This window comes from Ruegeria haliotis (assembly GCF_013377785.1).
Taxonomy (GTDB): Bacteria; Pseudomonadota; Alphaproteobacteria; order Rhodobacterales; family Rhodobacteraceae; genus Ruegeria; species Ruegeria haliotis.
Window position 1 is genome coordinate 510,267 of sequence record NZ_JABXWT010000001.1, and the last position, 13,865, is coordinate 524,131.

The window sequence follows — 13,865 nt, forward strand, 5'->3', positions numbered from 1 at the left end:
GGGGCTTTGGAGATATGATCCAAGCTGATCTGACAATTATCCTGCCGGAGATCATTCTGGCGATTTATGCGATGGTGGCGCTGATCGGGGCTGTCTACACGACCAAGGACGCGTTGGCGCCGGTGTTGGTCTGGACGACAGCCGGGCTGATGGCATTGCTGTCCTTCTGGATTGCCACTAATGGTGATGGCACGAACGTAGCCTTCAACGGCATGTTTGTTGACGATGGTTTTGCACGGTTTGCGAAGGTTGCGATCCTGCTATCCGCAGCTGCTGTTCTGGTGATGAGCCAGGATTACATGTCCCGCCGGGATTTGTTGCGGTTCGAATTTCCGTTACTGGTAGCTCTGGCAGCCGTTGGCATGATGATGATGGTCAGCGCAGGCGATCTGATGTCGCTTTATATGGGGTTGGAGTTGCAGTCGTTGGCGCTCTACGTCGTGGCCGCACTGCGTCGGGACAGTGCGAAATCGACCGAAGCGGGGCTGAAATACTTCGTGCTGGGCGCGCTCAGTTCCGGTCTGCTGCTTTACGGTGCGTCGTTGGTCTATGGCTTTACCGGCACTACGCTGTTCTCGGGTATCATCCAGACGGTACAGGTGGGCGATGTTTCCGTTGGCCTTTTGTTTGGTCTGATCTTCCTGATCTCGGGGCTGGCCTTCAAGGTGTCCGCCGTGCCGTTCCACATGTGGACGCCTGACGTGTACGAAGGCTCGCCCACGCCGATCACGGCCTTCTTTGCGACCGCTCCCAAGGTGGCCGCGATGGCATTGTTCGCACGGCTGATGCACGATGCATTCGGCGGCGTTGTCAAGGATTGGCAGCAAGTGATCGTGCTGCTGTCGGTTCTGTCGATGCTGTTGGGTGCAGTCGCTGCCATTGGTCAGCGCGACATCAAACGCCTGATGGCCTATTCGTCGATTGCCCATATGGGCTATGCGCTGATCGGTCTCGCCGCCGGAACCGAGCTGGGCATCAAGTCCATGCTGATGTATCTGGCCATCTACGTGACAATGAATATCGGCACCTTCGCCTTTATCCTGATGATGGAGCGTGATGGTAAACCTGTCACGGATATCGACGCCCTGCGTCAATACTCCAAGCGCGATCCGGGCAAGGCCCTGGCCGTATTGATCCTGATGTTCAGCTTGGCGGGTGTTCCGCCGATGCTTGGCTTTTTTGCCAAGTTCGGTGTCTGGCAGGCTGGTGTTAGTGCAGGGCTGACCGGATTGGTGATTGTTTCGGCCATCTCCTCTGTGATCGGTGCATTCTATTATCTGCGGATCGTGTTCTACATGTATTTCGGGGCGGAAAACGAAGATCCGATCGAAACCCGCTCGTCGCCCGTCCTGTGGGTGGCTTTGATGGGGTCGGCGGCTGTGATGCTGATCGGTGTATTTTATCAGTTCGGTATTGAAGGTGCAGCAGCCGCTGCAGCCGCTACGCTTGTTAACTGATTTTGGTAACACACGAACACAGGGGGCTCGGTCTGAGGACCGAGCCTTTTTGACATGAGCGAATGGCCTCAGGGATATGGCCTGCATGTGCTGCAGGAGGTGGATAGCACCTTGAACGAGGCAGCGCGCCTTGCGCCGACCGCTCAGGGACCCGTCTGGATCATGGCGCATCACCAGACTGCGGCGCGCGGTCGGCGTGGTCGTGCTTGGGCCAACCCAAAGGGCAATTTGGCTGCAACGTTGCTGACGCGTCCGCAAGGCCCGCCCGACCAGGCCGCGCTGCGCAGTTTTGTGGCCGCTCTGGCACTGTTTGATGCTTGCGTTGCCGTCACCGGACGTGCGACCGGATTGTCGTTGAAATGGCCCAATGATGTGCTGCTGAACGGCGGTAAGCTGGCGGGTATTCTTCTGGAAAGCACGGGGCAGGGGCGTGGAGTCTCGCACCTGTCTGTTGGTATTGGCGTGAATCTGTCTGATGCTCCGGGTGCGGATCTTGTGGAACCCGGCGCCGTGCGCCCGGTCTCGCTGCTGTCTGAGACCGGAGCACATGTGTCACCCGAGGATTTCCTGACCGATCTGGCAGTTGCCTATGCCCGGTACGAAACCCAATTCGCCACCTACGGGTTCGAACCAATCCGCACAGCGTGGCTCGCCCGTGCGGCCCGGTTGGGCGAGGTCATCACCGCCCGCACCGCAGCGCTTGAAACGGTGGGCACTTTTGAAACGGTGGACGCGGGGGGCAACCTTGTCCTAAACACCGCAAAAGGCCGCGTCAGCATTCCCGCGGCGGATGTGTATTTCTGAAGGGGGCGCAGATGCTTCTGGCCATCGACTGCGGCAACACAAACACCGTTTTCTCGATCTGGGACGGCGAGAAATTCCTATGCACCCTACGCACCTCGACCCATCACGCACGCACGGCGGATGCCTATTTCACATGGTATTCAACGCTGGTGAAACACTATGAGATCGAGGCGGATATAACGGACGTCATCATTGCTTCGACCGTACCACGCGTGGTGTTCAACCTGCGCGTCTTTGCGGATCGGTTCTTTGGGTGTCGGCCTTTGGTTGTGGGCAAACCTGACTGCCTGTTGCCGATGGACCCGCGCGTCGATGAAGGGACCGTTCCGGGGCCGGATCGACTGGCCAATGCAGCCGCTGCGTTTGATCGCCATGGTGGCAATGTGGTGGTGGTGGATTTTGGCACTGCAACCAATTTTGATGTCGTTGCTGCGGATGGCGCCTATGTGGGCGGTATCATCGCGCCCGGCGTGAACCTCAGCCTTGAGGCCCTGCACCAGGGGGCAGCAGCCTTGCCGCATATCGATATCACGCGTCCGGACAAGGTGATTGGCACGAATACGGTTGGCTGTATCCAGTCGGGCGTATATTGGGGCTATTCCGGGCTGATCGAAGGACTTATTACCCGCATTAAGACGGAATATGGAATGCCGATGAAAGTTGTTGGAACCGGAGGTCTTGCACCTTTGTTCGATCAGGCCGACGTTGGATTCGACGCAATCGAAGATGATCTGACGATGCACGGCCTGACCGTGATCCATCGCTATAACAAGGAAAATGGCTCGACATGAGCAGCGAAAGATTGATCTACCTGCCGCTGGGCGGCGCGGGTGAAATTGGCATGAACGCCTATGTTTATGGCTACGGCAAACCCGGTCAGGAGCGATTGATCCTGGTGGATCTGGGCGTGACCTTTCCCGATATGGACACAACGCCCGGCGTTGACCTGATCCACGCCGATATCAGCTGGCTGCGTGAACGTGCCGATCGTCTGGACGCAGTGTTTGTCACCCACGCCCACGAAGATCATGTCGGCGCAGTAGCGCATTGTTACGGAGCGCTGGGTGCACCGATCTACGCGCGTGCCTTCACCGCCAATATTGCGCGCCGCAAGATGGATGAGCATGGGCATCCCGAGGACGCCGTGCAGATCGTGTCTGCCTGGCCACAGCAGGTTGATTCCGGTCCGTTCAAAGTTGGTTTCCTGCCGGTATCGCATTCGATTCCCGAAAGCTCGGCCCTGGTGATCGATACGCCTGCGGGTCGGATCGTGCACTCCGGTGATTTCAAGCTGGATGCAAATCCCGTTGTTGGCGAGGCGTTCGACCCCGACCTGTGGGCCGACGTTGCCAAATCAGGGGTCAAGGCGCTGGTGTGTGACAGTACCAATGTGTTTTCGACCCATGCCGGGCGCTCGGAATCCGAGGTCGGCCCCGAGATTACCAAGTTGGTGCAAGAAGCCAGTGGCATGGTGGTGGCGACGACCTTTGCATCGAACGTAGCGCGGGTCAAAACTCTGGCCGAAGCGGGCGAACGGGCCGGGCGGTCCGTTGTTCTGTTGGGTCGCGCCATGCGTCGAATGATCGAGGCGGCGACGGAAACCGGTATTCTGACCGATTTCCCAAAGGTGGTTAGCCCTGAAGAAGCCGTGGATATGCCGCGTCAGAACCTGATGCTGTTGGTCACCGGTAGTCAGGGCGAGCGTCGCGCGGCCAGCGCGCAACTGGCCCGAGGCAAGTATCGCGGGCTGGAGTTGAAAGAGGGCGATCTGTTCCTGTTCTCATCCAAAACCATTCCCGGTAATGAGCGTGGCGTGATTTTCATCATGAACCAGCTCAGCGAAAAGGGCGTGGATGTCGTGGATGACGGCTCGGGCTTATATCACGTTTCAGGCCACGCCAATCGGCCGGATCTGGAAACGATGCACAAGCTGATCGATCCGCAGATGGTGATCCCGATGCACGGCGAACATCGGCATTTGCGTGAACATGCCAAGCTGGCCGAAGCAGGTGGCCGGACGGGTATTCTGGCGGTGAATGGCACCATGCTGGATCTGACCGGCAATGCGCCGAAGGTGACGGATTACATAGAAACAGGGCGGACCTATCTGGATGGTACCGTCAAGGTTGGTGCGCTGGATGGGGTCGTGCGCGACCGTATCCGCATGGCTTTGAACGGTCACGTCGCCGTTACGGTCATTTTGGACGAAGAGAATGAGCCGCTGGGTGAGCCATGGTGTGACACAATGGGCTTGCCCGAGATCGGAACATCCCGCGCGGCGTTGGTCGAGGTGTTGGAAGAAGATCTGAACCAGTTCCTGATGCGGGCCGGGGGCAAGACCCTGCGCGACGACGATAAGTTGGAAGAGGAAATGCGCCGGATCGTGCGGCATACCGCAAAGGCTGAAATCGGCAAAAAACCCGAAGTGACCGTGGTGATCAGCCGAATGAAGTGATCGGGGCTGTCAGTCTGTTTCCGGCATGGGGTAACCCTTGAGCCGCAGAAACAGGCTGGCCTCATCATTGTTCAGATAAAACGGAACGGATGTCGGCGGCTCAGGATCTGTGACCCGGGCCGCGATTTCGGCCAGAACGACTTCGGTAATGAAAGGCAGGTCCAGGTCACGCGCCTTGTCCAGCTTGACCCATTGCAGGTGAGATAGCTCATCCGAGGCGTGGCTGAAATCATCCAGATCGCCTTGGATCGCATCAGCATCGACCAGAAAGAACCTTGCATCAAACCGGCGCGGGCGCCCGGGGGGCGTCACAGCGCGAAACACAAACTGCAACGCATCGGCAGATGGCTGGAACCCCATTTGTGCAAAGCCTTGCCAATCGGACGGAGCCGCGTCGCGCCAAGACCCCGGAGAACCGAGAATGAGCCCGGTCTCTTCCCACAGTTCCCGTATTGCGGCGGCGGCGAGGGCCAGTTGCAGCCCGGGTTCGGATTTCTCGGCCAGACGCTCAGTGCACAGCGCGGGCAATGCCGCGGCCATAGGCACATTGGCATCAGCCGGATCAACTGCACCGCCGGGGAAAACGAACTTGTTCGGCATAAAGGCCGCTTTGGCGCCGCGCTGACCCATCAAGATAGACGGATCGGTCAAACGATTACGCAACACGATCACGGTTGCTGCGTCCCGGATTGCGGTTTTGTCCGTCGTCATATTGCGCCCGATCTGTTTGCCGAGGTCACGACGATTTTTCAAACCCATGCATCCGCCGAGCCCATTGATACGCGACAACAGCCCCCTTCATTCTGGGCAAAAGGAACAGCGACAGCGCGATACAACCGATCGAGAAGCCGATGGCCATGGTCCAGGGATCGGGGCGCCAGTTCACATAAGAGATGTGCAAGGCAGGCGCGAGCAGGTGCCCAACAAGCAGGATGGTCAGATAGGCCGGACCGTCGTCGGCGCGGTTATGAAACAGCTCTTCCCCACAATTGGAGCAATTGTCATTGACCTTCAGGTAGCTGTGCAACAGCTTGCCTTCACCGCAATTGGGGCACTTGCAACGAAATCCTTTGACCAGAGCGGGCCATGTCGGACGCTCATTTTCGGCCGTGGTGTCGATCGTCTGATCCGTCATAATATAACTCGCGCGTTCATGTTTGGCAGATAGTGCGCCTGTTTCCGTGGATATTAAAGGGGGGTGCGTCGCTTTGCACCGTCCGTCAGTCAAAAAACGCCATGAGCAATCTGATTTGCGCTTGTCGAAAAGAATCTCATTTTCTGCGACGGAAACCCACAGCTGCCGCGTTTGAATGGATATGAGCAGCGGCGATGGGGCCGCGTCAACAAGGGAAAACTAAAATGAACTACTCGAAATTCATCCCGGCAATTGTTCTTTCGGCGGTCGCAATCACAGGTACATCCGTTTTGGCGGCAGGCCCAAAGGACCGCGAACCAGTGTCCTTTCAGGAGCTTGATGCCAACAACGACGGGCAGGTGACCAAGGAAGAGATGGAAGCCCATCGTGGCCAACGTTTCACAAAGGCTGATGCCAACGGTGATGGCCAGCTGAGCGTCGAGGAAATGCAGGCCGCTGCCCAGAAAAGGGCAAATGACCGCGTCACGAGCATGTTCAAGGACCACGATGCAAACAGTGACGGATTCCTGAGCGCAGATGAGTTGCCGAAACCGCGCCGGGCTGACAAGATGTTTGATCGGATTGACGCGGATAACAGCGGCGGAATCTCGGAACAGGAATTTGCCGATGCAAAAGACAAGAAGGGCCGGCATAACAAGAAGCATGACAAGTCGGGCTCAGACGACAACTGATGCGGGATGGAGGATCTGACCTCCCATCCGCAAGACGTTCGCGGCGTTGAGTGCGCCGCGAACGACCTCAGCGACGATGCGTTGCTGAGACGCTTTGCCGATGGCGATGCAGGGGCCGCGCGTCTTTTGACGGATCGTCTTGGACCACGCAGCCTTTCGGTTGCATTGCGCATGTTGGGGAACCGGGCCGAGGCCGAGGATGTGACTCAGGATGCGATGATGCGGCTTTGGCAGATGGCGCCCGACTGGGTGCCGGGGAATGCTAAGGTGTCAACGTGGCTATACCGGGTAACGCTGAACCTGTGCGTTGATATCCGGCGCAAGAAACGGCCCGACAGGCTATCCGACGTGCCCGAACCCGAAGATGGTAAGGCTAGCGTGGTTGACCGGATGCAGGACGAGGCCCGCAAAGATGCATTGCAGTCGGCTTTGGCGGAATTGCCCGAGCGGCAGCGACAAGCGGTTGTCTTGCGGCATATCGAAGAATTGCCCAACCCCGAGATTGCCGGGGTCATGGGCATTTCAGTAGAAGCGGTAGAAAGCCTGACTGCGCGTGGAAAGAGAGCGTTGGCCGCAATTTTGGCCGAACGACGAGATGAACTGGGGTATGACAATGGCTGACGAAGACATGGAACTGGATCATCTTTTCGCCCGCGCAAGGCAAGAGCGTCCGGCGCTGCCCGATGATTTGGCGGTTCGTATCCAGACTGATGCCGAGGCGGCTCGGTTAAAACGCCTTGATCCAAAGGTGCGGCCAACGCGCTGGTTCTGGCGATTGTTTGCGAATGTCGGTGGCTGGCAGGGCTTTGGCGGGTTGGTCGCGGCCAGTGCGGCCGGGATCTGGATCGGCTTTTCTGCCCCAACTTTTCTGCCCGATCCCGCAAATCTTTTGGTGTCGCAGGATACCACCTATCTGATGGCCGATCTGGGATATGACACGACCTTTCTGGAGAGCACGGAATGAGCGCTGAAACCAAACCACACCGCCGATGGATGTCCATTGCACTGGCCGTCTCGCTGGCTCTGAACCTGTTGATCGTGGGCGTCGCGCTTGGGACGATGCTGCGGCTGAGAGGTGGTGAGCATGCCAAAGGGCCGCCAGGCTTTAGCCCTGCATTGTACCGCGCTTTGTCCAAAGAGGACCGCAAGGCGATGCGAGGTGAATTGTCTGGGCTGCACAAAAAGGGTTCGAACCACCGGTCCGAGGATTTTGAGTCGCTCAGCCAGGCCTTGCGTGCCGTGCCGTTCGATCCGTCTGTCGTCGAGGTTCTGTTACAGCAGCAAGCCCAATCAACAGCCGAATTGCATGACGCGTTGCAGGCGCAATGGTTGGCCCGGGTCACTGCCATGAGCGATGATGAGCGACAGGTCTATGCAGACCGTCTGGCAGAGGTTGTTGAACGCGGCCCACACAGAAACAAGAAAAAGGATTGAAGGATCAGGCGGCGCTTTGCCTGATCCTGACCTGATTTCGCCCCGCTTTTTTGGCGGCGTAAAGCGCCTTGTCGGCGGATTTCAACAGATTTTCCGTAGTCTCTGGGTCGTTGCCTTGTGACCAGAGCTGGGGAACTGATACCTTCAGGCCGATACTGATCGTAACCGGGATTGGATCGTGCTGATCGGGAAGGTGGAACGGTGCCTTGCAGATGCTGTCGCAGATCGCCTCGGCCAGTTTCAAGGCCTGAGGTCGTGAAATGTTTGATGCCCCAATCATGAATTCTTCCCCTCCGATGCGGGCGACGAAACCGGTTGTACCAAGGAGGTTTTTCATTCGGGTTGCCGCCTCGGTCAGAACCAAATCGCCGCTTGCGTGTCCAAAACTATCATTTATCGCTTTGAAATGGTCCAGATCCGCCAGCATGACGGCAAAGCCACGCCCGGTTCGCACGGCCTGATGCGCGATCTGGCCAATTGCGCGCATTGCGTAGCGCCGATTGTGCAGGCCGGTCAGCGGGTCAATCCAGGATTCCGCAATCCCCTTTTTCAATGAAGCACGCATTTGGTCCATCCGGGCCTTGCGAGTGATCTGATTTTCAAGCCGCAGCTGTATCTCCTGAGCGCAAAAGCCCCCCAGACAGACAGCGTCTGCTCCACGATCCAGTGCTTCGGACGCCTTGGACGCATCGTTGTCGTTCAATACCCCGATCAAAACTGTGTGCCGCGTGGCACCGCGCGACCTCAGATCGGCCAGAATGTTCAATCCGGACGGATTTGCATCCAGCTCGACCACGATCGCATCCGGGACTGAACCCGAAAGAAGACCCTGAAGGTTTGATTGTGTGTGCCATGATATGTTGTGACGGGTTTTTCCGATCAAAGCCTTGTGCCACAAAGCACCGGTTCGGGCGGTGTGGGTCAGTATGTCCACACGAGCCGCCTTGGGCGGAGCGATCAAACCTGTCTCAGGCTCTGCAAAACCCATTGATTGCGGGCCGTCATTGACCTGCAGGTCCTGTGTATCGGCGCGTGCGCGCAGCAAGCTGCGGATGCGGGCTAGCAGCAATGTGTCCTTGAACGGATGCGCCAGCACATCGTCCAGCCCATCCGCCAGTGCGCGCAATCGGGCCCCTTTGTCGTTCTGCGGGGCAATCGCAACGACCGGAACATCGACCAGATCCGGTTCGTTCATGACCAGTTTCTTGACATCCGCCGCCGTTCCGTCGGGCAGGGTCTGTGCGGTCAACACCAGATCTGGACGCGTGCGCCGGACCAGCGCTGTCAAACCTTTTAGCTTTTCCCCCTGTACCACGTGATACCACGCCGCCGTCAGTTGAACCTTCAACATGATGCGGTTGGTCGATACCCCGTCGAGGACAAGGATGGTTCCCTGCACGGACATAGTTGTTCACCGTTGATTGCATGCGTGAACAAAGTGTTTATGAGTCTGGTTAATAAACCCTTTCCAAGAACCACTCAGAGGCCAGTTTATGCCGCTATCCGCCGATTCCGCCGAAACACTCGCGTTGACTGCCCTCGGCTGGCTTGTCGGAAACGACGAATTGCTGCCTGTTTTTCTCGGCTCAACGGGCGCCGCAAGCCAGGATCTGCGCGCCAGCGCCGGTGATCGGGATTTCATGGTATCGGTATTGGATTTTCTGGTGCTTGACGACTCGTGGGTCATGGCGTTTTGTGACGCCAATTCGGTTCCCTATGATTTGCCCGCTCAGGCACGTGCGGTTTTGTCTGGCGGCGCCGACACACACTGGACCTGAACCCACCTATTTTGCAGGAGTTCCCAATGCCAATTGACGCCATCGTGTTTGACAAGGACGGCACGCTGTTTGATTTTGCAGACACATGGGGTGCGTTTGGACGCTCTTTGCTTTTGCGACTGACGGATGGAGATAAAATGCGTGCGGCCGAGCTGGGGCGCGTCATTGGTTTCGATCTGGAGCAGGAACAATATGCCCACGACAGTATCGTGATCGCCGGCACGGTCGAAGAGATTGCGGACGCTCTGATTCTGCACGTCGAGGATATGACAATCAACGAATTGGTTGATCTGATGAATGTCGAGGCGGCAGCGGCGCCGCAGGCACCGGCAGTCCCGCTCAGACCATTTCTTGAGGGATTGCAGAAATCGGGGATCAAGCTGGGTGTTGCGACAAATGATAGTGAGCATCCCGCGATACAACATTTGGAATCGGCTGGGATTCGAGATCACTTTGACTTTGTGGCGGGCTATGACAGTGGCCACGGTTTCAAGCCGGGTCCGGGGCAACTTCTGGCCTTTGCGGCGCATGTCGGGGTTGATCCTGCGCGGATCGCAATGGTGGGGGACAGCCTTCATGACCTGCAGGCCGGACGAGCCGCAGGCATGACCACAATCGGTGTTTTGACCGGCCTGGCCGAGGCTGATGCGCTTGCACCGATGGCAGATGTGGTGTTGCCGGATATCGGACACATTCCGGAGTGGCTGGCGAAAAACTGAACGACGCAGAGTGAAATTCGGCAATCCGGGATAAAAAACCGACAAACTCTGTCGCAGACAGAGCGGCTTGCTGGCCGTCTTCAAGGCTTGCTTGGGAAAAGCAAAGCAGGAGATGACGATGGCCGACACCACATCCCACAAACGTCGTGGCGGAGGGCGTGCCGGGGCTGCCGCCCGCCGGGGCAGCGCGGTAATCGACCAGATGCCGTGGGATCCGCCCATCAATATCGACCGCCCGACCGAACCGTTGGATCCGGCGGGGATCGAGGCGATTCATGACGGTGCGATGCGCATTCTCGAAGAGATCGGTGTCGAGTTCTTTAATGAAGAAGCCATCGGAATCCTGCGTGAGGCCGGCTGCACGATAGAGGGGGACAACGTCCGGATGGGCCGCGATTTCGTGATGGAAATGGTGGCCAAGGCACCAAGTCAATTCTCGATTACGCCAAGAAATCCGGATCGGAAGATCGAGATCGGCGGTAAGAACATGGTGTTCGGCAATGTCTCGTCCCCGCCGAACTATTGGGACATGGAGATCGGCACCAAAGTTCCCGGCAATCGCGAGATGTGTCGGAATCTGTTGAAACTGACGCAGTACTTCAACTGTATTCATTTCGCGGGTGGCTACCCGGTTGAGCCCGTTGATATCCATGCCAGCGTGCGACATCTGGATGTGCTCTACGATAAGTTGACGCTGACGGATAAGGCGATGCACGCCTATTCCTTGGGCAAAGAGCGCGTTGAAGACGTGATGGAGATGGTCCGCATCGCAGGCGGCCTGAGCCACGAGGAATTCGAGGCCACGCCGCGAATGTACACCAACATCAATTCGACCTCACCTCTGAAACATGACCACCCGATGATCGACGGCTGTCTGCGTCTGGCGCGGCGAGGGCAAGCCATCGTTGTGACACCGTTTACGCTGGCCGGGGCCATGGCGCCTGTGACAATGGCGGGCGCCGTGGCGCAGTCGCTGGCCGAGGCGCTGTGTGCAATTGCGCTGTTCCAGTATGTGCGCCCCGGTATTCCTTGCGTCATTGGTACGTTTACGTCGAATGTGGACATGAAATCCGGCGCCCCCGCCTTTGGGACACCTGAATACATGCGCTCGACCCAGATGACCGGACAGATGGCGCGATTTTATGGCTTGCCTATGCGTTCTTCTGGCGTCTGTGCCGCAAACGTCCCAGATGGGCAGTCGGTGTGGGAGACTTCGAACTCGCTCTGGGCGGCGGTGCAATCGGGCACGAACATGGTGTACCACGCGGCAGGCTGGCTTGAGGGTGGCCTGATTGCCAGCCCTGAGAAGTTCATCATGGATTGCGAAATCCTTCAGCAAATTCAGCGCTATATGAACCCGGAATTGACAGCGACCGGGCCGGATGAAATCGCGCTGGATGCGATCCGATCGGTGGGCAATGACGGTCATTTCTTCGGTATCCAGCATACTCAGGACCGCTATACCACCGCGTTTTATCAACCTTTCCTGAGTGATTGGAAAAACTACGAAGGTTGGGACGTCGCCGGGGGGATATGGACCGCAGAGCGCGCGCATCACATGTTCAAGGAAATCGTTTCCAGCTTTGAACCACCTGCTCTGGATGATGGTATCCGGGATGAGCTTGCCGATTTCGTCGCGCGTCGCAAAGCCGAAGGGGGTGCGCCTACGGATTTCTGAATTGCCGGAAAAAGTCCCACCCTGATACTTGATTGCATTGGCGTTATCTTTGGGTGGATGTTGGCTGTTTGTTAAGGTTTGTCAGACCACATTGTAGGTATAAGCAATCTGGGGCACCTTATGCATGGTCTGATCAATCGGGCAATTCAGTCCTTTGTATGCGCAACCTATGGGCAATCGTGCTGGTTGCGCGTGACCGAGGCGGCCGGGTTGGGATTTGTCGAGTTTGAGGCAATGCTTGTCTACGACAACGACATGTCAACCCGGATCTTGCACGCATTGAGCGCTGATCTTAATCGGCCACAAGCTGAAATCCTCGAAGATGTCGGCACTTACTTGGTGTCGCACCCGAATACGGAGGGGTTGCGCCGTCTGTTGCGATTTGGTGGAGTAACCTATGTAGAGTTCCTGCATTCCCTCGATGATCTGGCGGATCGTGTCAGGCTGGCTGTGTCCGACCTCACCCTGCCGACGTTAGAGCTGCGAGAACTTTCTTCGACAGAGTATCAGTTGTGCTGTTTTCCGGGGTTGCCGGGTTACTCCAGTGTCATGGTCGGCGTCCTGCGTGCGATGGCGGATGATTATGGTGCGCTGGTGATGTTGTCGCATGACGGACAGCAGGGAAATGCCGAGGTTATATCGGTAACACTGGTAGAAAGCGCCTTTGCTGCGGGTCGCCACTTTGATTTGGGGGCCAGAAGCGGATGATGAACACCGAAGATCTGGCTGGTTTGTTGGAAACCCTTTGTCCGATGTTCCTGCTGGTGGATGACACCGGACATATCAAACAAGCAGGGCCGACCTTGCAAAAACTGCGCCCCAACGCGCCGCTGGTCGGACAGAGTTTTCTGGATGTGTTCGAACTGATCCGCCCGCGAACCGTGACGACCGTTCCGGCGTTGATGTCGATGGCCGGGGCGAAGCTGAACCTTAAGTTTCACGATGAACCGCGCACTGCCCTTAAGGGGTTGGTCGCGCCGCTGCCCAATGGGGGCGGGGCGGTTATCAACCTGTCCTTTGGCATCTCGATCCTGGATGCAGTGCGTGATTATGCGCTGACAAGTGCGGATTTTTCCGGTACCGACCTGGCGATCGAACTGCTTTACTTGGTCGAGGCAAAATCAGCCGCGATGGAGGCCTCTCGGTCCCTGAACCTCCGGCTTCAGGGGGCAATGCTTGCAGCGGAAGAACAAGCCTATACCGACACATTGACCGGTCTAAAAAACCGGCGCGCCATGGACTATATGCTAGCGCATCTGGTGTCGACCAATTCGGCCTTTGCGTTGATGCATCTGGATCTGGATTTTTTCAAATCCGTGAATGATCGGTTGGGGCACGCCGCTGGCGACTACGTTTTGCAACAAGCCGCCCACATTATGGTTGAGGAAACGCGCAGTGACGACACTGTGGCCAGGGTGGGCGGAGACGAGTTTGTCATCATTTTCAAAGGGATGACCAGAGAAGAAACCCTGACCGCAATTGCTGACCGCCTCATCGCGCGGTTGAATGAGCCGATGACGTTCCAACGACAGTCTTGCCGGATTTCTGCAAGTATTGGGACCGCCTTGTCCATCCACTTCGACGTGCCAAACGCAGCTGGAATTCTACATGCAGCCGATCTTGCATTGTATCAGGCAAAGAGGGACGGGCGGTCCTGTCACTGCTTGTATTCGACCTTATCCAGTGCGCAGCCCTGACGGCATCAATAACAAC

The 13,865-nt window shown here is 57.4% G+C and carries 16 protein-coding genes; 13 read left to right on the top strand and 3 right to left on the bottom strand.

Annotation, left to right across the window (positions count from 1 at the left end):
* Window positions 1-14: 14 nt before the first annotated feature.
* Genes nuoN through HW561_RS02575 form a run of 4 tightly spaced genes read left to right on the top strand, consistent with a single transcriptional unit; the run spans window position 15 to window position 4,716 of the window.
* A complete protein-coding gene (nuoN, locus tag HW561_RS02560; protein ID WP_176861649.1) occupies window positions 15-1,457 on the top strand; it encodes an NADH-quinone oxidoreductase subunit NuoN in 1,443 nt (480 codons plus the stop codon).
* Between the two features lie 54 nt (window positions 1,458-1,511).
* On the top strand, window positions 1,512-2,261 hold the full coding sequence (locus HW561_RS02565) for a biotin--[acetyl-CoA-carboxylase] ligase (protein WP_176861650.1): 750 nt from the start codon (window positions 1,512-1,514) through the stop codon (window positions 2,259-2,261).
* Between the two features lie 11 nt (window positions 2,262-2,272).
* Entirely contained in the window at window positions 2,273-3,052 is a 780-nt protein-coding gene (locus HW561_RS02570) for a type III pantothenate kinase (protein ID WP_176861651.1), read from the top strand.
* Entirely contained in the window at window positions 3,049-4,716 is a 1,668-nt protein-coding gene (locus HW561_RS02575) for a ribonuclease J (RefSeq protein ID WP_176861652.1), read from the top strand. The genes HW561_RS02570 and HW561_RS02575 overlap by 4 nt, the downstream gene beginning before the upstream one ends.
* Before the next feature lie 9 nt (window positions 4,717-4,725).
* Here HW561_RS02575 and HW561_RS02580 read toward each other — a convergent pair whose 3' ends face one another.
* Together HW561_RS02580 and HW561_RS02585 are read right to left on the bottom strand one after the other, a co-directional pair.
* Window positions 4,726-5,427, bottom strand: a complete 702-nt coding sequence (locus tag HW561_RS02580) for an NUDIX hydrolase (protein ID WP_176862248.1) — start codon at window positions 5,425-5,427, stop codon at window positions 4,726-4,728.
* Between the two features lie 25 nt (window positions 5,428-5,452).
* The gene (locus HW561_RS02585) at window positions 5,453-5,851 is read right to left on the bottom strand and encodes a DUF983 domain-containing protein (RefSeq protein ID WP_176861653.1); all 399 of its coding nucleotides are present in this window, start codon (window positions 5,849-5,851) and stop codon (window positions 5,453-5,455) included.
* Between the two features lie 224 nt (window positions 5,852-6,075).
* Between HW561_RS02585 and HW561_RS02590 the strand changes: the two genes are divergently transcribed.
* Genes HW561_RS02590 through HW561_RS02605 form a run of 4 tightly spaced genes read left to right on the top strand, consistent with a single transcriptional unit; the run spans window position 6,076 to window position 7,977 of the window.
* A complete protein-coding gene (locus tag HW561_RS02590; protein WP_176861654.1) occupies window positions 6,076-6,543 on the top strand; it encodes an EF-hand domain-containing protein in 468 nt (155 codons plus the stop codon).
* Between the two features lie 6 nt (window positions 6,544-6,549).
* Window positions 6,550-7,164 (top strand): RNA polymerase sigma factor, encoded by a 615-nt coding sequence (locus tag HW561_RS02595; protein ID WP_176861655.1) that lies wholly within the window; start codon window positions 6,550-6,552, stop codon window positions 7,162-7,164.
* The gene (locus HW561_RS02600) at window positions 7,157-7,507 is read left to right on the top strand and encodes a hypothetical protein (protein ID WP_176861656.1); all 351 of its coding nucleotides are present in this window, start codon (window positions 7,157-7,159) and stop codon (window positions 7,505-7,507) included. Before HW561_RS02595 ends, HW561_RS02600 begins: the two co-directional genes overlap by 8 nt.
* Window positions 7,504-7,977 (top strand): periplasmic heavy metal sensor, encoded by a 474-nt coding sequence (locus HW561_RS02605; protein WP_176861657.1) that lies wholly within the window; start codon window positions 7,504-7,506, stop codon window positions 7,975-7,977. The genes HW561_RS02600 and HW561_RS02605 overlap by 4 nt, the downstream gene beginning before the upstream one ends.
* A gap of 4 nt (window positions 7,978-7,981) precedes the next feature.
* On the opposite strand, the gene HW561_RS02610 is transcribed toward HW561_RS02605, so the two are convergent.
* Window positions 7,982-9,382: a diguanylate cyclase gene (locus tag HW561_RS02610; protein WP_176861658.1), complete on the bottom strand. Its 1,401-nt coding sequence runs from the start codon at window positions 9,380-9,382 to the stop codon at window positions 7,982-7,984.
* Between the two features lie 88 nt (window positions 9,383-9,470).
* On the opposite strand from HW561_RS02610, the gene HW561_RS02615 reads away from it, so the two are divergent.
* The 5 genes from HW561_RS02615 to HW561_RS02635 all read left to right on the top strand — a co-directional run bounded on the left by HW561_RS02615 (window position 9,471) and on the right by HW561_RS02635 (window position 13,849).
* Window positions 9,471-9,755, top strand: coding sequence for a DUF3572 domain-containing protein (locus HW561_RS02615; protein ID WP_176861659.1), 285 nt, complete (start codon window positions 9,471-9,473; stop codon window positions 9,753-9,755).
* Between the two features lie 26 nt (window positions 9,756-9,781).
* A complete protein-coding gene (locus HW561_RS02620; RefSeq protein WP_176861660.1) occupies window positions 9,782-10,474 on the top strand; it encodes an HAD family hydrolase in 693 nt (230 codons plus the stop codon).
* Window positions 10,475-10,592: 118 nt separating this feature from the next.
* Window positions 10,593-12,152 (top strand): trimethylamine methyltransferase family protein, encoded by a 1,560-nt coding sequence (locus tag HW561_RS02625; protein ID WP_176861661.1) that lies wholly within the window; start codon window positions 10,593-10,595, stop codon window positions 12,150-12,152.
* A 120-nt stretch (window positions 12,153-12,272) separates the two neighbouring features.
* Entirely contained in the window at window positions 12,273-12,860 is a 588-nt protein-coding gene (locus HW561_RS02630; RefSeq protein WP_176861662.1) for a heme NO-binding domain-containing protein, read from the top strand.
* Window positions 12,857-13,849, top strand: a complete 993-nt coding sequence (locus HW561_RS02635) for a GGDEF domain-containing protein (protein WP_176861663.1) — start codon at window positions 12,857-12,859, stop codon at window positions 13,847-13,849. The genes HW561_RS02630 and HW561_RS02635 overlap by 4 nt, the downstream gene beginning before the upstream one ends.
* The last annotated feature ends 16 nt before the right edge of the window (window positions 13,850-13,865 follow it).